Source organism: Pseudonocardia sp. C8 (assembly GCF_014267175.1).
Taxonomy (GTDB): Bacteria; Actinomycetota; Actinomycetes; order Mycobacteriales; family Pseudonocardiaceae; genus Pseudonocardia.
In genome coordinates this window covers 2,124,901-2,143,120 of record NZ_JACMTR010000002.1, presented here as the reverse complement: position 1 = coordinate 2,143,120, position 18,220 = coordinate 2,124,901, and the positions used below count along the sequence as shown (strand labels likewise).

15 protein-coding genes, 1 pseudogene and 1 riboswitch are annotated in these 18,220 nt (G+C 75.2%); of the genes and pseudogenes, 5 read left to right on the top strand and 11 right to left on the bottom strand.

Features of this window, described 5'->3' with window-relative positions:
- Positions 1-42: 42 nt before the first annotated feature.
- Positions 43-513, bottom strand: a complete 471-nt coding sequence (locus tag H7X46_RS10705) for a hypothetical protein (RefSeq protein WP_186359257.1) — start codon at positions 511-513, stop codon at positions 43-45.
- 123 nt (positions 514-636) lie between these two features.
- Between H7X46_RS10705 and H7X46_RS10700 the strand changes: the two genes are divergently transcribed.
- Positions 637-2,193 carry an acetolactate synthase large subunit gene (locus H7X46_RS10700; protein ID WP_186359256.1) on the top strand — a complete coding sequence of 519 codons (1,557 nt, stop codon included), beginning with the start codon at positions 637-639 and terminating at the stop codon, positions 2,191-2,193.
- Positions 2,194-2,205: 12 nt separating this feature from the next.
- On the opposite strand, the gene H7X46_RS10695 is transcribed toward H7X46_RS10700, so the two are convergent.
- Both H7X46_RS10695 and H7X46_RS10690 read right to left on the bottom strand, forming a co-directional pair.
- The gene (locus H7X46_RS10695; protein ID WP_186359255.1) at positions 2,206-3,588 is read right to left on the bottom strand and encodes a hypothetical protein; all 1,383 of its coding nucleotides are present in this window, start codon (positions 3,586-3,588) and stop codon (positions 2,206-2,208) included.
- Positions 3,585-4,337, bottom strand: a complete 753-nt coding sequence (locus tag H7X46_RS10690; RefSeq protein ID WP_186359254.1) for a hypothetical protein — start codon at positions 4,335-4,337, stop codon at positions 3,585-3,587. Before H7X46_RS10690 ends, H7X46_RS10695 begins: the two co-directional genes overlap by 4 nt.
- Before the next feature lie 97 nt (positions 4,338-4,434).
- On the opposite strand from H7X46_RS10690, the gene H7X46_RS10685 reads away from it, so the two are divergent.
- Positions 4,435-5,790 carry an MFS transporter gene (locus tag H7X46_RS10685; protein WP_370588701.1) on the top strand — a complete coding sequence of 452 codons (1,356 nt, stop codon included), beginning with the start codon at positions 4,435-4,437 and terminating at the stop codon, positions 5,788-5,790.
- A gap of 99 nt (positions 5,791-5,889) precedes the next feature.
- Positions 5,890-6,036, top strand: a complete 147-nt coding sequence (locus H7X46_RS10680) for a hypothetical protein (protein ID WP_186359252.1) — start codon at positions 5,890-5,892, stop codon at positions 6,034-6,036.
- Between the two features lie 162 nt (positions 6,037-6,198).
- Here the strand turns inward: H7X46_RS10680 and H7X46_RS10675 are convergent, their stop codons facing one another.
- On the bottom strand, positions 6,199-6,954 hold the full coding sequence (locus tag H7X46_RS10675; protein ID WP_370588700.1) for an NAD-dependent deacetylase: 756 nt from the start codon (positions 6,952-6,954) through the stop codon (positions 6,199-6,201).
- 261 nt (positions 6,955-7,215) lie between these two features.
- The gene (locus tag H7X46_RS10670) at positions 7,216-7,419 is read right to left on the bottom strand and encodes a hypothetical protein (protein WP_186359251.1); all 204 of its coding nucleotides are present in this window, start codon (positions 7,417-7,419) and stop codon (positions 7,216-7,218) included.
- 61 nt (positions 7,420-7,480) lie between these two features.
- Between H7X46_RS10670 and thpR the strand changes: the two genes are divergently transcribed.
- Entirely contained in the window at positions 7,481-8,032 is a 552-nt protein-coding gene (thpR, locus tag H7X46_RS10665; RefSeq protein ID WP_186359250.1) for an RNA 2',3'-cyclic phosphodiesterase, read from the top strand.
- Between the two features lie 48 nt (positions 8,033-8,080).
- On the opposite strand, the gene H7X46_RS10660 is transcribed toward thpR, so the two are convergent.
- Positions 8,081-8,839, bottom strand: a complete 759-nt coding sequence (locus H7X46_RS10660; RefSeq protein WP_186359249.1) for a Mut7-C RNAse domain-containing protein — start codon at positions 8,837-8,839, stop codon at positions 8,081-8,083.
- An 11-nt stretch (positions 8,840-8,850) separates the two neighbouring features.
- On the opposite strand from H7X46_RS10660, the pseudogene H7X46_RS30600 reads away from it, so the two are divergent.
- A pseudogene (locus H7X46_RS30600) lies at positions 8,851-9,258 on the top strand (DUF4143 domain-containing protein); the annotation flags it as partial.
- A gap of 292 nt (positions 9,259-9,550) precedes the next feature.
- Here the strand turns inward: H7X46_RS30600 and H7X46_RS10650 are convergent.
- The 5 genes from H7X46_RS10650 to H7X46_RS10630 all read right to left on the bottom strand — a co-directional run bounded on the left by H7X46_RS10650 (position 9,551) and on the right by H7X46_RS10630 (position 18,220).
- Positions 9,551-10,987, bottom strand: a complete 1,437-nt coding sequence (locus H7X46_RS10650; RefSeq protein WP_186359247.1) for a plasmid pRiA4b ORF-3 family protein — start codon at positions 10,985-10,987, stop codon at positions 9,551-9,553.
- Positions 10,988-10,996: 9 nt separating this feature from the next.
- The gene (cobN, locus tag H7X46_RS10645; RefSeq protein ID WP_186359246.1) at positions 10,997-14,623 is read right to left on the bottom strand and encodes a cobaltochelatase subunit CobN; all 3,627 of its coding nucleotides are present in this window, start codon (positions 14,621-14,623) and stop codon (positions 10,997-10,999) included.
- Positions 14,624-14,709: 86 nt separating this feature from the next.
- A riboswitch (cobalamin riboswitch) is annotated at positions 14,710-14,786 on the bottom strand.
- Between the two features lie 249 nt (positions 14,787-15,035).
- Positions 15,036-16,355, bottom strand: a complete 1,320-nt coding sequence (locus H7X46_RS10640; protein WP_186359245.1) for an MFS transporter — start codon at positions 16,353-16,355, stop codon at positions 15,036-15,038.
- Positions 16,356-16,430: 75 nt separating this feature from the next.
- Positions 16,431-16,961, bottom strand: coding sequence for a 3-isopropylmalate dehydratase (locus H7X46_RS10635; protein WP_186359244.1), 531 nt, complete (start codon positions 16,959-16,961; stop codon positions 16,431-16,433).
- A complete protein-coding gene (locus H7X46_RS10630) occupies positions 16,958-18,220 on the bottom strand; it encodes an aconitase family protein (protein ID WP_186359243.1) in 1,263 nt (420 codons plus the stop codon). The genes H7X46_RS10635 and H7X46_RS10630 overlap by 4 nt, the downstream gene beginning before the upstream one ends.

Here is an 18,220-nt window from a genome sequence, read left to right as displayed (position 1 = left end):
GGTCTGCCGTCGGTCCCGGTCGTCAGGCCCCGTCAGGCCCCGTCAGTCCCCGTCGACGACGCCGGCGCCGATCCGCTGCGCCTCGCCGGCCTCCGGCAGCCCGATCGGGACGCCGTCGGACGCCACCGGGGCGAAGGCGGTGTAGGCGAACCGGATGGGGCCGGCCGCGACGGTCCGGTCCGGGTGCGGGTCGCGGCCCAGCCGGCCGGTGTCGGCCCGCACGACCCCGGCGGCGTCGACGTCGTCGAGCTGGGCGAGCAGCCGGGCGAGTGCGGCCGGGGCCTCGACCGGCTCCTCGTCGTCGGTCTGGGCGAGCGTCCGGTACAGCGGCCCGGTGCGCCACCCGTCCTCGGAGCCGCCGCCGCCCGACGGGACGGCCAGCACGACGTCGAGCAGCCAGTGGGACCGCTTCCCGAGCGTCTCCGGGGTCCGGTGCACCTCGATGCCGATGGCCTGGTCGGCCCGGACGAGGCCGCCGTCGGGCAGGCGCAGCCACACGCGATCCAGCGACATGGACGTCATCACCTCCGCACCCATCGTTCCCAGAGCCGGGCCCGGCGACAACCCCCGCTTCCGTGGCGGGCCCGCACCGTGTGAACTGGGGATCATGATGACGACGAGTACGGGGACCGACGGGTGAGGGGCGCGCAGGCGCTGGTCGGATCGCTGGTCGGGGCCGGCGTCGACGTGTGCTTCATGAACCCCGGAACCTCCGAGATGCACTTCGTGCAGGCCCTCGACGACGTCCCGGAGATGCGGGGCGTGCTGACGTTGTTCGAGGGGGTCGCGACCGGCGCCGCCGACGGCTACGCCCGGATCACCGGCCGGCCGGCCGCCGTGCTGCTGCACCTGGGGCCGGGTCTGGGCAACGGGCTGGCGAACCTGCACAACGCCCGCCGGGCCGGCACTCCCCTGCTGTGCGTGGTGGGGGCGCACGCGACCGGGCACGTGCGGCACGACGCCCCGCTCGAATCCGACATCACCGCGGTCGCGCGGACCGTGTCGGGGTGGGTGCACACCTCCGGTGACGTGCGCGACGTGGCCGAGGACGCGATGCGGGCGGTCGCGGCGACCTCGGAGCGCGGCGGCCAGGTGGCGACCCTCGTGCTGCCGGCCGACGTCTCCTGGTCCGAGGGCGGCGCCGTCGCTGCCCCGCGGACGTCGCTCCCGCCGGAGGCGCCGTGCAAGACCCGGGTCGAGGCCGCGGCGGACGCGGTGACCCGGCCCGGCGCCGTCGTCCTGCTCGGCGGGTCCGCCCTGTCCGCCCGGGGCATGGACGCGGCCGGCCGGATCGCCGCGGCGACCGGGGCCCGGCTGCTGGTGGAGACGTTCCCGCGGTGCTGGGACACCGGCGCCGGACGGCCCCGGGTGGACAAGCTCGGCTACTTCGCCGAGCACGCGCTCGCCCAGCTGGACGGCGCGTCGTCGCTGGTCCTGGCCGGGGCACGGGCACCGGTGTCGTTCTTCGGCTACCCGGGCGTGCCCGGGGACCTGGTGCCGGACGGCTGCGCGGTGGTCGGGCTCGCCGACGCCGCCACCGACGCCGCCGCGGCCCTCGAGGAGCTGGCCGCCACGGTGGCGCCCGGCGCGGTGGCGGTCGCCGCGCCGCTCGACGCGCCCGCCCCGCCGCCCGGGCCGCTGGACGTCCGCTCGCTGTGTGCCGCGGTGGCCGCGTCCCTGCCGGAGGGCGCGATCGTGGTGGACGAGGCACTGACGGCCGCGGCAGCGCTCGCGTCCGCCCTGCAGACCGCGGCCCCGCACACCCAGCTGGCCCTGACCGGCGGCGCGATCGGGCACGGCCCGCCCGTGGCGGTGGGTGCGGCGGTCGCCGCCCCGGACCGTCCGGTCGTGGCGGTGCAGGCCGAGGGCAGCGCGCTCTACACCCTCCAGGCGCTGTGGACGCAGGCCCGGGAGCGGCTCGACGTGACGACCGTGCTGGTCAACAACTCGGCGTACGCGATCCTGCGGGTCGAGCTCGCCCGGACCGGGGCCGGGGAGGCCGCACGGTCCGGGCGGGCGGGACGAATGCTGGACCTGTCCGACCCGACGCCGGACTTCGTGTCGCTGGCGACCGGGCTCGGCGTCCCGGCCCGGCGGGCGGAGACCACCGAGGAGCTGCTCGACGCGCTCCGCTGGGCGCGGAGCGAGCCGGGGCCGCACCTCGTCGAGGCGATCGTGCCGCCGCTGGGATGACGGTCCGGCCGGTCAGAGCGACAGCAGGCGGTCGAAGAACTCCCGGTAACGGCCGAGCGCCTGCCGGAGGTCCTCGGTGGAGGCGTCCTGCCGGGAGAACTGGTGCTCCAGGTCGTCGCGCTGGCGCCGGAACAGCTCCTCCAGCTCGTCGAGCACCTCCCCGACCAGCTGGTTGGCGCCGTGCACGGCCTGGCGGGGCTCGTCGACGAACTCTCCCTTCAGGACGTTCCAGCGCTCCTGGTAGTCCCGGGCCCGGCCCGGCGGGATGAGCGACGACGCCGCGCCGCCACCCTGGGTGCCGGTGGTCGGGTCGACTCCGCCGCCCGGGGCGCCGGTGGCCGCGTCGACTCCGCCGCCCGGGGCACCGGGGGCGTCCGCGGCGCCCGGGGCGTCGATGGTGCCGCCGGCGCCCGGTGCCGCGGCGCCGTGGTGGGTCCGCGGTCCCTCGGGCATGTCCGGGGTGGGTGGGCCGTCGTAGCCGGACGCCGGTCCGGCGTCGGTGTGTCCCTGCTGCGGAGCCTGGGCGTGCCGCGGCTGGTCGTACTGCGGCGGGGCCACCTGCGCCTGGGTGTGTTGGGGCGGCGCTTGCTGCGGCTGGGCGTGCTGGGGCGGGGCCTGCTGTGCCTGAGCGTGCTGCGCCTGGCCGTGCTGCGGCTGGCCGTACTGCGCCTGGCCGTGCTGCGACTGGGCGTACTGCGTCTGGCCGTGCTGCGGCGGGGTCTGCTGCACCTGGCCGTGCTGCGGCTGGGCCTGCGGCGGCGGCGCCTGGCCCCGCTGCGGCGCCTGGTCCTGCTGCGATGCCTGGTCCTGCTGCGGCGGTGGCGCGCCGGCCGGTCGCCGGGTCGGCTGCGCGGTCGCGCCGCCCATCTCCGAGGACGGCGTCGCGTGCCGCCCGGTCGTCCCCGCCGGCGGCGGCCCCGGCTCTGCCGGCGCACCGCCCGCCTCGGCCGGTCCCGGACCCGGGCGCGCGGACCCGCCCGCCTCGGCCGGTCCCGGACCCGGGCGCGCGGACCCGCTCGCCCCGGCCGGTCCCGGACCCGGGTACGCGGTCCCGCCGGGCCCGTCCGGTCCCGGACCCGGACGCGCGGACCCGCCGCCCGCCCCGGCCGGTGCCGACCCCGGGTGCGCGGGTGCGCCGCCCGGCCCGGCGGGGGGCGGGGCCTGCTCCGGCTCCCCGGGCCGCGGGCGCGCCGGCGGCTGTCCCTCGTCGGGTGGGAGGGGGTCGCGGTCCCGCTGCCCGGGCACGCCGGCGTCCCGCTCCGCGGTCGTCGCGGCCTCGTCGGGGTCCCAGGCGGCGTCACGTTCGTGGTCGCGGGTCCCGACGATCCGGTCCTTCAGCTCTCCTGCCAGCCGCGCGGCGCGGCCCTCGTGCCGGCGGCCCGAACGCTCGTTCATGTCCTGGTCTCCCGTCGTGAGTCGTCCGCCTGCTGCGGCGGTGTCGCGTGCATCGCGCTCCCGTCGCGGCGGCGGGCCCCGTTGCCGCTCCCGTCGCTCCCGGCGCGGCCGTGCGCGTCGTCACGGCCGTGCGCCTCGCCGCGGTCGTGTGTGCCGCCGGCCCCGCCGCGGTCGGGCGTGCCGGCCCGGTCCGGACCGCGGTCGGCGTCGTCGTCCTCGAGGAGGGCCTCGACGAGCGACCGGTAGCTGGTCACGGCGTGGCGGAGGTCCTCGGTGCCGGCGCGCCCGGCCGCGTGCTCGCGCGAGATCGCGCGCGCCTCCCGGTAGCGCTGGGTGACCACGGGGTACCGGACGGACAGGTCCTCGGCCTGCCGGTCGACGTCCTCGATCGGGTAGCCACGGGCGGACATGATCTCGGCGACGAGCCGGTCGGCGTCCCGGACCGCGGTGGCCGGGTCGTCGACGAAGCCCTGCTGGACCTGAGTCCAGCGCTGCCGGTAGCCGTCGCGCTCGCCCGGTTCGAGGTCGCGCAGCCGCAGCGCCCGGTGCCGCTTGCGGCGCTGCTCCAGCTCCTTCTCCGCCGCCCGCGGGTCGTCGGCGTCGCGGACGGTGCGGTCGTACTCGGGTCCGAACTGCTCGCGGAGCTTCTCCGAGTGGCGGCGGCGCAGCATCGTCGCCGCAACCACGGCGAGCGCCGCGACGACGATCACCACCACCACGAGCAGGATGATCGTTGTGAGGTCGGTCATGACCGCGTGTACCCGGTCGCGGCCACCGGAAACGCGGAGCGTACGCGGCACGGAATTCGGCTGGCCTCCGGGCGGGTCCGGGGCGGAAGGTGCTCCCGTGGTCGGAACCGTGGGTCGCGCAGACGGGGTCTGGTCGCACGGGCGGGCACCGACGACGGTCGGCATCCTGCTGCTGATCAGCCTCACCGCGTTCGAGGCGATGGGGGTCGGCACCGCGATGCCCGTCGTCGTCTCCGATCTCGGCGGGATCGCCGACTACGCGTGGCCGTTCGTGGTGTTCCTGGCCGCCGCCGTGTTCGGGACGGCGTTCGGCGGCTGGTGGTGCGACGCCCGCGGGCCGCGGGTCCCGCTGGTCGTCGCGCCCGCGGTGTTCGGCGCGGGGCTGCTCGTCGCCGGGGTCGCGACGACGATGGCCGGGCTGCTGTCCGGCCGCGTGCTGCAGGGCCTCGGCGCGGGCGTGCAGGGCGTCGCGGTGTACGTGCTCGTCGCGGCGGTGTACCCGGCGCGGCTGCGGCCCGCGGTGTTCGGGCTGATCTCCTCGGCGTGGGTGCTGCCCTCGCTGGCCGGGCCGCCGCTCGCCGGGGTGGTCACCGAACGGCTCTCGTGGCACTGGGTGTTCCTCGGGCTGCTGCCGGTCGTGGGACTCGCCCTCGTGCTGGTCCTCCCCGCGGTACGGCGGCTGGGCCCGCCCGCCCCGCACCCGCCCTCCGGAGGTGGGGGGACGGTGCTCGCCGCGCTGGGTGCCGCCGCCGGTGTCGCGGCGCTGAGCTGGGCCTCGGAGCACCTCGACACGCGGGGCGCGGCCGTCGGGGCGGTCGCGCTGGTCGTGCTCGTCCCGGCGCTGCGGCGGCTCCTGCCGCGCGGGACGTTCGCCGCCCGCCCGGGCGTCCCCGCCGTGGTGGCGGCCCGCGGTCTGGTCGCGGCGGCGTTCTTCACGGTGGTGTCGTTCCTGCCGCTGCTGATGACCGCCACCCACGGGTGGTCGCCCGCCACGGCCGGGATCCCGCTGATCGTCGCCTCGCTGGGCTGGTCCGGCGCCGCCGCGTGGCAGGCGCGCCACCCGGACCGCGACCGGTCGGTCATGCTGCGTTCCGGCTTCGCGGTGATCCTGGCGGGTCAGCTGGGCCTGCTCCCGGTCGCGGCCGGCGTGCTCCCGGGCTGGGTCGCGATCGGCGCCTCGGGGCTCGCGGGGCTCGGGATGGGCGTCGCGTTCTCCGCGATCGCGTTCCTCACCCTCGCCCACTCGGCGCCGGCCGACGTCGGCTCCCACTCGTCGGCGGCCCAGCTGCTCGACCAGCTCGCGACGGCCGCGTTCGTCGGCCTCGGCGGGGCGCTGCTCGTGCTGCTGTCCTCGCCCGCGGTCGCGCTCCCGGTGCTGCTCGCGGTGGTGGCGGTGCCGGCCCTGACCGGCGTCGCGGCCGCGTCCCGGACCCGGCTGCCGGCACGCCCCTGACGCGCCCCGCCGGCGTACTCCCTGACGCGACGACTCGCGGAGCTGTGGTCCGGCCGGTTCGGCCTACATCTCCCCGAGCCGGGCGTAGCCTCGGGACGCATGAGCACGCGGCGCCGCACGATGCTCCGGTTCGGCCCGCTCCGGCGCACGGTGCGCCGGTCCCGGCAAAGCCGGACCGTGACCTGGACCGGCGCCCTGTTCGGGACCCGCTGGCGGACCTCGCGCCGCGTCCGCCGGTCGCGCTGACCCGGACGCCCGCGAGAACGACCGCTGCGCCGGGCGGGACCGGGCCACCGGCGAGATTCCCGCCGAGATGGAGCCCAGGGTTCGGCGAAGATCGACAATTCGCGCTGAGGTGCACCTCGACGGAGGTGATCCGAGCACGGACGGTTCGCGCCGCCGACCCCGTCAACCGCCGCCGAGAATCCGGGGTAGCAACTCCCCGGCACCGCCGCGCAGGACGACGGTCGCGACGTCGTCGTAGGGGGTCGGCTCCGCATTGACGATCACGACGTCGGCACCCGCCGCCGCGGCCACGTCGACCAGGCCGGCCGCCGGGTGGACGCCGAGCGAGCTCCCCACGACGAGCAGCACGTCGCAGTCCTGGGCGGCGTCCTGGGCGCGCCGCAGCACGTCGAGGTCCAGCGCCTGCCCGAACGAGATCGTCGCCGACTTGAGGATCCCGCCGCAGTCCGGGCACGGCGGGTCCTCCTCGCCTGCGGCGACCCGGTCGAGGGCCTCGGACATCGGAGCCAGCGCGCCACAGGACAGGCACCGGGTGCGGTGCACGGTGCCGTGGAGCTCCACCACCCGCTCCGGTGCGGAGCCCGCGGCCTGGTGCAGCTCGTCGATGTTCTGGGTGAGCAGCGCCCGAAGCCGCCCGGACCGTTCCAGTGCGACCAGTGCCTCGTGTGCGGGTCCCGGGCGGGCCGACCAGACCGGGTGGGCGGCGCGCTGCCGCCAGGACTCGCGGCGCACCTCCGGGTCGTCGCGGTAGGCCTGGTACGACGACAGCCGCTCGGCCTCGGGGTTGCGCGTCCACACGCCCTGCGGTCCGCGGAAGTCCGGGATGCCCGAGTCGGTGGACACCCCGGCCCCGGTCAGGACGGTCACCCGGCGGGCGCGGGCCAGCAGCGCGGCCGCCCGCTCCAGCTGCTCCTGCACGACGACGACCGTGGCACGCCCGCCACTCCTGCGCACGCCCGGACGCCCCCGCACACCCCCGCACACCCCCGACGCGCGCACCCCGACGCTCCGCGCACCCCGGACGGTACCGCGTACCCCGGCACACTCATGGAGCTTTGGTCCCGTCCCGCAGGACTAAAGCTCCATGAGTGTGCCGGGGTACCGGGCGCCGGGGTGCCTGGTGCCTGGTGCCGGGGTGCCGGGGCGCCGGGTGCCGGGGTGCCAGGTGCCAGGGACGGGTCAGGTCCGCTGCTCGTGGCGGCGCATCGCGGCCGCGAGCCCGCGGCAGACCTCGGCGGTGGTCTCGAACAGCGCCTGCGCCCCCGGGTCGCTGACCTTGTCCACGTCGGCCAGCGCATGGTCGGCCAGCTGGTCGAGCAGGCCGCGCAGCCGCGTCGTGTGGTGGCGCGGGTCGTCCTCGGGATAGTCGTTCGGCTCGGTCACACCCCGCGCCTACCCCGCCGCGGCACGGTCACGCCCGCCCGGCCCGTGCGAACATGCCGGGGTGCGGTTGTTCGTCGCGGTGACGCCCCCGCAGGAGGTGGTCGACGAGCTGCGGTCCGCGACGGCGGCCCTGCGCGACGGCTCCCCCGCGCTGCGCTGGGCGGTGCCGGAGCAGTGGCACCTCACGCTGGCGTTCCTCGGCGAGGTCGACGACGACGCGCGGCAGGACCTGGTCGGACGGCTGGCGCGGGCGGCGGCCCGGCACGAACCCCTCACGCTGTCGCTGGCCGGTGCCGGCCGGTTCGGGCACCGGGTGCTGTGGACCCGGGTCCAGGGCGACGTCGAGCGGCTGGGCCGCCTGGCCGCGTCCGTGCGGGCCGCGGCCCGGCGCGCCCGGCTCGCCGTCGAGGACCGCCCCTACCGGCCCCATCTCACGCTGGCCCGCGCGCGGGGCGAAACCGACCTGCGGCCCGCGGTGGCAGCGCTGGGCGGGTTCGACGGCCGGGCCTGGACCGCCCGCGAGCTGCACCTGGTGCGCAGCCGCCTGGGCGCGGGCCCGGACGGCCGGGCCCGGCACGAGCTGCTGGTGTCGTGGCCGCTGGGCCGGGGGTGAGCACGCCGCCCGCTCGGCCGTCCTCGGCGCGGACGGTGCCGGGCGCGATCAGCGGCCGCCCGCGGTGGGGGGTCCGTCCGGGCGCCCCGCGGTCCCGAGCTGCGCCCGGGCCGCCGCGACGACGGCGTCCAGCCCGCGGCCGTGCGCGCCGTGCCAGAACACCCGGTCGCACGCGCGGCAGCGGGCGAACCGCTCGTAGCAGCGGCGGGTGCCGGGCTCGAGCCGGTCGGCGACGTCGGCCTTCGCGACCTCGTCCAGCAGCCCGTTGCAGGCCGGGCACCGGGTCCACGGGTCCAGGGCAGGCGCGAACCGGTCGAGCACGTCGGCCAGCTGGTCGGCGGGCCGGTCGCCGCGCACGTGCGCACCGGCCCAGAGCGCGCGCCGCATGAGCAGGCCCCGGTCCCGGGTCAGCAGCACCCGCTGCTCGGTGGCGGCCTGCCGCACCAGCGCGTCGTCGTCGGCCGGGTTGCGGTAGGCGGCGTCCACGCCCAGCACGCGCAACCGGCGGGCGAGCGTGCCGAGGTGGACGTCGAGCAGGAACCCGGTCGCGCCCGGCACCCGCTGCGGCCGGGACACCGGGCCGACGTCGATCCGCGCGCCGGGCCGGGGCCGGTGCGCGGGGCCGGCACCGGCGCCGTCGACGGCGAGCGGGCCCACCTCGGTCAGCGGGATCCCGAGCGACTGCACGACGTGCCCGACCGTCGCGTCCGGGTCGTGGCCGACCTCGACGACCTCCCGACGGCGGCGCGGGGCGAGGAACGGCCACAGCTCGGGATGCGGGCGGACGGCGAGCAGCGCGGAAGCCATCGCGGTCGATCGTGCCCGTTCCGGAGACGTGGCCCCACCACACCGACTTCCCGTCCGAAGTTCACGTCGACCGCGACGCGCAGGAGATCTCGCTGCGAATCGCAGGCCGTACAGCTGCGAATCGCAGAGATAGCCTCTGCGAATCGCAGACAGCAGGGCTGCGAATCGCAAGACCGCTGGGGGGCAGACCCAAGCTCACCATCACCGACACGGGGCTTGCCGCACGGCTCCTCGGCGGCCGTCTGCGCACCGATCCCGACCTTGCCGGGCGTCTCCTCGAGACCTTCGTCGCGGGCGAGCTCCGAGCCCAGTGCGAGTGGTCCCGGACGAGACCCAGCCTGTTCCACTTCCGGGACCGGACCGGTGTCGAGGTCGACATCGTCCTGGAGTCCGGCGACGGCCACGTCGTCGGGGTCGAGATCAAGGCCGGCGCCACGGTGCGAGCCGACGATCTTCGCGGGCTGCGTCTCCTCGAACAGCGCCTCGGCGCAGACTTCTCGGCAGGCATCGTGCTGTGCACCATCCCCGAAGCCCGGCACCTGGGTGGGCCCATCTGGGCGCTCCCGTTCTCCGCGTTGTGGCACCCGAACGAGCGTGCTCCCCGGCCACGCATCGACGGAGACGCCTGAGCTGGGGCCACGCGCCCGTCAGCGAAGGAGCGGGACCGCCGGCATGGCCGCCGGGCGCGCCGAGGCCGCACGGCCCGGCTCCTCAGCGTCCCGCGGGCCAGTGCGTCAGGGCGGCGCGGGCGAAGGCGATCCCTCCCGGCGTCACCCGCTCCTGCTCGCGGAACCGCCGGCCGGTGACGGCGCCCAACCGCTGCAGCACGGTCCACGTCTCGCGGGCGATCCCGACCACGTCGTGGGACGTCAGCGGGACGCGGTCGCCACTCACCCATCCGAGCGCGCCGAGCGTCCGCGCGACGGCGCTGTCGAGGCCCTCGGCCCGGCCACCGGCCACACCGACCAGGACCAGGAGCCCCGCCTGGTTCTCGCACGCGTCCCGGGACGTGGGCGGAAGCTGCTCGGCCAGGTGCCACCACAGCGCGACCGGGTCGGCCCGCAGCCGTCGTGCACGGGCCGTGAGCAGCAGCTTTCCGCGGTTCCTCCGGACCAGTCCGGCCTTCCGCGCGGACTCGCGCAGCTCCAGCACGGGCAGGGTGTGGGCCTCCCGGTTGAGCGTGCCGATCCACTCGTCGGCGATGCCCAGCTCGGTCGCCGCCGCCTCGACATGGGCGGGCGGCAGGTAACCGGCCGAGGTCAGGGTGATCCCGCCGTCGCCGATCCGGTCGAGCAGCCAGGTGTACGGGCGGACCATGCCCGCGGCGACGTCCGGGTCGATCGTGACCGGCTCGCCCGGCCGGGTCCGCGCGATCCACCGGACGAGCCGGACGGCCTCCCGCTGGTCCCGGACCTCGCTCACCAGATCCGCGAGGCGGCCGGGCAGCGCGGCGGCCGGTCGCGGCGCGGGCCCGGCCTCGACGAGCTCCGCAGTGATCGAGCCGGCGTCGAACGGCGTCGCGTCGATCGCGGCGGGATCGACCTCAGAGCCGAACTTCGCGGCGAACTCGGCACGGGCCGCGGCGTGGTCGGGGCGGGCCGGGTCGGTGGCGGCGTCGTGGAGCTCGTAGCCGTGGACGCCGCCGATGTCCTCGGGCGGGCCCGGCCGCCCTCCTGCCGTGCACACCGCCCGCGGCGCATCCCGGTCCCGCGGCAGGACGGCCTCCAGGCGCACGGTGTGCTGCCAGTCGTCGCCGAAGTCGTAAAGGTAGAGCAGCGTGTCGCCGGGGTCGGCGAGCACCTCGTCGAGGCGGACCTCGCCCTCCGGGATCCCGGACTCGCCCTCCTCGACCTCGAACGGGCACAGGTAGTACTCGGTGTCCCGGTCGTGGAAGCCGCGACCGGAGCCGAAGCGGTGCAAGTGGCTGTCGGTCCAGCCGAACGCGACCTGCAGGACGTCGTGCAGCTCGTCCAGGAACAGGTCGGAGGCCAGCTCGAGACGGCGCCACAGCGGCGGCTCGGTTCCGGCGAGGCCCACCCGGACCCGGTAGGTGACGGCGTCGGTCCGCCGGTCCCGCCGCCGCGACGGCGGGACCGGCCGCTCGAACGGGCCGGCGCCGGCCCGTGGATCGTGCGATGCCCCTGCCACGGGGCCAGGCTACGAGCCGTCCTCCTCCAGGTCCCCCTCGGACTCCAGGTACGCCTGCCGCAACGCGTCCAGGGTGGACGCCTCGGGGGCCTCCCACAGTCCCCGGTCGGCCGCCTCGAGCAGCCGCTCGGCCATCCCGTGCAACGCCCACGGGTTCGACTCCTGCAGGAACTTCCGGTTCTCCGGGTCGAGGACGTACTCGGCGGTGAGCGTCTCGTACTGCCAGTCGGCGATCACCCCGGTGGTGGCGTCCCAGCCGAACAGGTAGTCGACGGTCGCCGCCATCTCGAACGCGCCCTTGTAGCCGTGCCGGCGCATCGCGGCGATCCAGCGCGGGTTGACCACGCGGGCGCGGAACACCCGGCTGGTCTCCTCGTGCAGGCTGCGGGTACGCACCGACTCCGGGCGGGTGGAGTCGCCGACGTACGCGGCCGGCGCGGAGCCGGTCAGCGCGCGCACCGTGGCGACCATGCCGCCGTGGTACTGGTAGTAGTCGTCGGAGTCGGCGATGTCGTGCTCGCGGGTGTCGATGTTCTTGGCCGCCACCGCGATCCGCCGGTAGGCCTGCTCCATGTCGTCCCGGGCGGGGACGCCGTCGAGGCCGCGGCCGTACGCGTAGCCGCCCCAGGTGGAGTAGACCTCGGCGAGGTCGGAGTCGCCCCGCCAGTCGCGGGAGTCGACCAGCTGCAGCAGGCCCGCACCGTAGGTGCCGGGCTTGGAGCCGAAGATCCGGGTGCGGGCCCGGCGGTCGTCGCCGTGCCGCTCCCGGTCGCTGTCGACGTGGGCCCGCACGAAGTTCTGCTCCGGCGGCTCGTCGCGCGCGGCGACGAGCCGCACCGCGTCGTCGAGCAGGGCCAGGACGTGCGGGAACGCGTCGCGGAAGAACCCGGAGATCCGGACGGTGACGTCGACCCGGGGCCGGCCCAGCTCCTCGAGCTCGATCACCTCGAGGTCGCGGACCCGGCGCGACGCATCGTCCCACACCGGCCGCACCCCGAGCAGGGCGAACACCTCGGCGATGTCGTCGCCGGAGGTCCGCATCGCGCTGGTGCCCCACACCGACAGCCCGACCGAGCGCGGGTACTCGCCGTGGTCGGCCCGGTAGCGCTCGACGAGGGACTCGGCCATCGCCTGCCCGGTGTCCCAGGCCAGCTTCGACGGGACGGCCTTGGGGTCGACCGAGTAGAAGTTCCGGCCGGTCGGCAGCACGTTGACCAGGCCGCGCAGCGGGGAACCGGACGGGCCGGCCGGGATGAACCCGCCGTCGAGGGCGTGCAGCACACGGTCGAGCTCGTGCGCGGTCGCGTCGAGCCGGGGCACGACCTCGTCGGCGGCGAACCGGAGCACGGCCTCGACCGCGGCGGGGTCGGCGCCCGGGAGCTCCGGGGCCGGGGAACCGCCGAGCTGCTCGGCGACCACCGACGGTGCGGCGCCGGCGTCCCACCCGCGCGCCTCCATGCCGGCGACCAGGGCCTTCGCGACGGCCTCGACGGAGTCGGTGCGGGTCCCGCTCTCGGACCCGTCCTCGACCAGGCCGAGCGCCTGCCGCAGGCCGGGTACGGTCTGCTCGCCGCCCCACATCTGCCGGGCGCGCAGCACGGCGAGCACGAGGTCGACCCGCTGCTCCCCCTCGGGGGCCCGGGCGAGCACGTGCAGGCCGTCCCGGATCTGGACGTCCTTGATCTCGCAGAGCCAGCCGTCGACGTGCAGGAGCATGTCGTCGAAGACGTCCTCGTCCGGGCGCTCCTCCAGGCCGAGGTCACGGTGCATCTGCGCCGCGGTCATCAACGTCCAGATCTGCTGGCGGATCGCCGGCAGCTTGGCCGGGTCGAGCGCGGAGACGTTGGCGTGCTCGTCGAGGAGCTGCTCCAGGCGTGCGATGTCGCCGTAGCTCTCGGCCCGCGCCATCGGCGGGACGAGGTGGTCGACCAGGGTGGCGTGCGCCCGGCGCTTGGCCTGGGTGCCCTCGCCGGGGTCGTTCACCAGGAACGGGTAGACCAGCGGCAGGTCACCGAGGACGGCGTCGGTGCCGCAGGACGCCGACATCCCCAGCGTCTTGCCCGGCAGCCACTCCAGGTTGCCGTGCTTGCCGACGTGGACGATCGCGTGCGCGCCGAACCCGCCGTCGGGCTCCGGCGCGGCAAGCCAGCGGTAGGCGGCCAGGTAGTGGTGCGACGGCGGCAGGTCCGGGTCGTGGTAGATCGCGACCGGGTTCTCGCCGAACCCGCGCGGCGGCTGCACCATCAGCGTCACGTTGCCGCGGCGCAGCGCCGCGACGACGATGTCGCCGCCCTGCACGTAGTGCTCGCCGGGTGCGGGCCCCCAGTGCTGCTCGACGCCCTCGCGGAAGTCCTGCGGCAGCGTCTCGAACCAGGCCCGGTACGCCTCCCCCGGGATCCGGATCGGGTTGCCGGCAAGCTTCTCCTCGGTGAGCCAGTCCGGGTCCTGCCCGCCGGCCTCGATCAGCGCGTGCATGAGGGTGTCGCCGTCGCCGGCCTCGACACCGGGGAACTCCCCGGTGTCGTCGGACACGACGTAGCCGGCCTCCGCCATCGCCCGCAGCAGCGCGATCGTCGACGCCGGGGTGTCCAGCCCGACCGCGTTGCCGATCCGCGCGTGCTTGGTCGGGTACGCCGACAGCATCAGCACGATCTTCTTGTCCACGTTCGGGACCCGACGCAGGTTCGCGTGGTTGACCGCGATCCCGGCGACCCGGGCGGCGCGCTCGGCGTCCGGGACGTAGACGGACAGGCCGTCGTCGTCGGTCTCCTTGAACGAGAACGGGACGGTGATCAGCCGGCCGTCGAACTCGGGGACGGCGACCTGGGTGGCGACGTCCAGCGGGGACAGCCCGTCGTCGTTGGCCTCCCAGGTGGCGCGGGAGCTGGTCAGGCACAGGCCCTGCAGGATCGGGACGTCGAGCGCGGCGAGCTCGGCGACGTCCCACTCCTCGTCCTCGCCGCCGGCCTGCGCGGACGCCGGCTTCGTGCCGCCGGCCGCGAGCACGGTGACGACCATCGCGTCGGCCCGCCGCAGCGTCGCCAGCAGCTCGGCCGGTGCCTGCCGCAGCGACGCGCACCAGATCGGCAGCGGACGCGCGCCCTTCGCCTCGATCGCCGCGCACAGCGCCTCGACGTAGGCGGTGTTCCCGGCCAGGTACTGCGCCCGGTAGAAGAGCACGGCGACGGTCGGCCCGTCGTGCCCGGCCGTCTCCCGCTCGAGGACGCCCCACTCGGGCAGCTCGACCGGCGGGTCGAACGGCTCGCCGGTGAGCAGCACGGTGTCGGAGAGGAACGCGTGCAGCTGGCGCAGGTTCTCCGCGCCGCCCTGGGCCAGGTAGACGTGCGCCTCCGCGGCGATCCCGGCCGGGGTGGTGGAGAGCTCCATCATCTCGGCGTCCGGGGCCATCTCGCCGCCCAGGCAGACCAGCGGTGTGGACCGGGTCCGCAGCAGGTCCAGGCCCTCTTCGAAGTACCGGTAGCCGCCGAGCACCCGGACGACGACGACGTCGGCCTCGTCGGCCATCGTCGCCAGCTCGTCGAGCAGCACCCGGTTCGGGTTGGCGAGCCGGTAGCCGGCGCCGCTGGCGCGGGCGGAGAGCAGATCGGTGTCCGAGGTGGACAGGAGCAGGATCACCGGACTTCACCGGTACGGGCGCGCGTCATTCGGCGGACCTTCCTCGGGATCCTCGTCCCGGGTGGAGGTGGCGCGGCGGGTGGGTGCAGTGTCTGGCTGCCCCGTCGGGGTTCGATCGGGGGACACAGTGGCGGGACCGCGCCGGACTCGCACCGGCTTCCTGCCTCCCGCCCGCCGTCTTCGGTTGTCGGCTCACCTTCACGGGCGGGCCGGGACGGCGTCAAGGCGACCGCTGCTGACGGTGGTGATCGGCACGGTCGGGGACGGCGCGGTGCGCCTCCTTTGTCGCGCTGTACGCCGGGGACGGACGGATGATCGAGGCGTTCGACGCGGCGACCCCGGTGCGGATCACGCCGGTCCGGTTCGACGGCACGTACTCCGGGGCCCGCCGGTACCTGGGCTGATGCGGGGCCTACACCGGGAGGCGGTCCCGGCCGGTCTCCCGCATGGACAGGACGGTGACGATGCCGACCAGCGCGACCCCCAGCACCCAGAACGCCGGCGACATCGGGTTCCCGGTGCTCTGCACGAGCTGCGCGGCGACGTAGGGCGCAGAGCCACCGGCCAGGATCGTGCCGACGTTGAAGCCGAGCGCGACGCCGGTGTAGCGGATCCGCCGCGGGAACAGCTCGGTGAACTGTGGGAACGCCGGAACCTGCGCCAAGCCGTTCACCGCCATGTAGACGACGTAGGTGACCGTGACCACGACGATGCTCGACGTGGCACCGAGCAGTGCGAACACCGGCCAGGCCAGCGCCAGGTAGAGCACGTAGGCGGCGAGCAGCACCGGCCGGCGCCCGAACCGGTCGGTGAGCATGCCTGCGAGCGGGTACGTGGCACACGCGAGCGCGATCCCGATCGCCGACGCCCAGTAGACGGCCTGCTTGCCGAACCCCTGGGTCTGGATCAGGTAGGTGCTGAAGTAGGTGAGCCCGACGTACCCGGTGCCGTTCATGGCGATCGCGATCCCGACGACGCGCAGCACCGCCCCGGGGCGCTCCCGGAGCACGTTCAGCAGCGGGCTGCGAACGACCTCGCGGCGCTCGGCCATGGCTTCGAACTCGGCGGTGTCCTCGAGCTTCACGCGGACCCACAGGCAGATCAGGGCCAGCGGGACGGCGATCAGGAACGGAACCCGCCAGCCCCACGCGGACATCTGCTCGGGCGTCGTCACCGCCGTCACCAGCCCGACCACCGCCGCGGCCACCGCGAAGCCGAGGGTCGACCCGACCGGGGTGAGCGAACCGTAGAGGCCTCGCCTACCGGGCGGCGCCGACTCGGCGACGTAGGTGGCAGCACCACCGATCTCACCGCCTGCGGAGAAGCCCTGGGCGAGCCGGACCAGGACGAGCAGGATCGGCGCCAGCATCCCGGCCGTCGCGAAGTCCGGCAGGAGGCCCAGCAACCCGGAGAACGCCCCCATCGTGACCACGGTGACGACCAGGGCGTGCTTGCGGCCGCGCCGGTCACCGAGGCGGCCGAAGAACCAGCCTCCGAGCGGCCGCATGACGTAGGCCGACCCGAAGACGGCCAGGGTGAGCAGGATCGAGACGCCGGGTTCGTCGCTGGGGAAGAACAGCGGCCCGAGGGTGACGGCGAGGAAGGCGTAGACGCTGAAGTCGTAGTACTCGATCAGCGTTCCCACCCCGCCGGCGAGCGCGGCCCGGCGGGCGGACAGGACGGAGTGTGGCGGTGCCGCCGTGGCACCGGGCGCGGAGGTCGTCTCGGACACGTGAGCTCCTGATCAGCGTTGATCGGCATGGACCGGCATGGGCCGGCGTGGGCCGGCGTGGTGGTGGGCCCGGGGTCAGGTCCGGGCGTGCTCCGCGAGCAGCAGGTTCAGCGACCCCCCCGCCTCGATCACGCGGATCACCCGCGCGCTCGGCGGAGTGCCTCGCAGCTCCCGGCCGCCGGGCAGCGTGACCGCGGCCGCCCGCCAGTCGAGATGCACGGCGTCGCCCACGGCCACGGCGGAGGCGATCCCCGGGACGGTGACCAGCGGCATCCCGTTGTAGGTTTCGCCGCGCCAGAACCCCGGCGAGAAGGACTCGGCGAGGACCGCGGCGATGCCGAGGTCGCGCAGGGCGACCATCGGGGGGTAGTGCGGGTGACCGTAGCCGAAGTTCCGGCCCCCCACGATCACGTCACCGGGCCGTACCCGGTCGGCGAAGGTCGGGTCGTAGTCCTGCATGACCTTGCTGCGGAGGAACTCGGCTTCGTAGGACTTGATGTTCTCGACACCGATCACCAGGTCGATGTCGAAGTCGTCACCGAACACCCACGCCACCCGCCCGCTGATCACATCGGCCGGTGGCGGGTAGTCACGGCTGGCGCTCACCGGACCTCCTCGGCTGCGGAGATGCTCCCCGCCACGGCGCTGGCTGCGACCGTCGACGCGGATCCCATGTAGATGTTGGCGGCGGTGCTGCCCATCCGGCCGGAGATGTTCAGCACGCCGGTGGAGATGCAGTTCTCCTCCGGCTGGAGCGGCTTCTGGTACCCGAAGCAGAAGTCACAGCTCGACCGGGCGATCTGCGCGCCGGCCTCGCGGAGCACCTCGAGCAGCCCCTCCTCCTCCGCCTGGCGGTGCACCGCCTCCGAGGTCGGGACCACGTTCAGCTCGACCCCCGGTGCCACCGACCGGCCGCGCAGGACACGGGCGGCCGCGCGGATGTCCTCGATCCGGCCCGATGCACAAGACCCGATGAACGCCTTGGTCACCGCCGTGCCACCGAGCTCGGCGGCGTCACGGGTGTGTGCTGAACGGGCCGACCCGGGCAGCACCACCTGCGGCACGATCGTCGCGAGATCGTAGTGATGGACGGCGTGGTACCCGGCGTCGTGGTCCGGCGACTGCGGCGTGAACCCTCCACCCCCGACCCGGTGCGCGTGCTCCAGAGCGGCCTCGTCCGGTTCGAAGACCGCGGATACCGCGCCGGTGAACATCGCCATCCCGCACAAGCCCTGCCGGTGATCGATCGACATCGCCCGGGCACCGGGTCCGCCGAACTCCATCACCTGGTGCGCGCAGCCGTCGGCGCCGAGGTCGGAGATGATGCGGTGCACCAGGTCGCGACTGTCCACGCCGGGCCGGAACTCCCCGGCCAGTTCGAACCGGGTGGTCGCCGGGACGTCGAGGAAGATCCGACCGGACACCCAGGCCTCGAGCAGGTCCCGCCGAACGCCCCAGCCGAGTGCACCGAACGCCCCCGCACCGGAGATGTGCCCGTCGAAATGGATGAGGAAGTTGCCGGGCTGCGCATATCCGAGCTCGGCCATCACCTGGTGTCCGATCCCCCGGGCCTCGTGCAGCGCGATCCCGTAGTACTCGCACCAGTCACGGGTGACCTGATGGACCTCCTGCTCCCGCTCATCACCACGGGTCAGCATGTGGTCGATGAACACCACGTAGCGGTCCCGCTCGGCGAGCTCGCGGATACCGAATTCGTCGTGCATCTGCCGGAACATGACGTCGGTGTAGCCGGGGAAGTCGTAGGCGATCATGTAGTCGGGCCGGACCGGGAGGTTCTCCCCGGCCCGCACGGACGCGACGCCCGCCGCTCGGGCGAGGATCTTCTCGGCGATCGTGCCGCCCAC

Bases quoted from the DNA above. Each gene is read 5' to 3' on its own strand.
- H7X46_RS10680 (WP_186359252.1), top strand. From the start codon at position 5,890: ATGAGCACGCGGCGCCGCACGATGCTCCGGTTCGGCCCGCTCCGGCGC.
- H7X46_RS10695 (WP_186359255.1), bottom strand. From the start codon at position 3,588: ATGAACGAGCGTTCGGGCCGCCGGCACGAGGGCCGCGCCGCGCGGCTG.
- H7X46_RS10660 (WP_186359249.1), bottom strand. From the start codon at position 8,839: ATGGCTTCCGCGCTGCTCGCCGTCCGCCCGCATCCCGAGCTGTGGCCG.
- H7X46_RS10705 (WP_186359257.1), bottom strand. From the start codon at position 513: ATGTCGCTGGATCGCGTGTGGCTGCGCCTGCCCGACGGCGGCCTCGTC.
- H7X46_RS10690 (WP_186359254.1), bottom strand. From the start codon at position 4,337: ATGACCGACCTCACAACGATCATCCTGCTCGTGGTGGTGGTGATCGTC.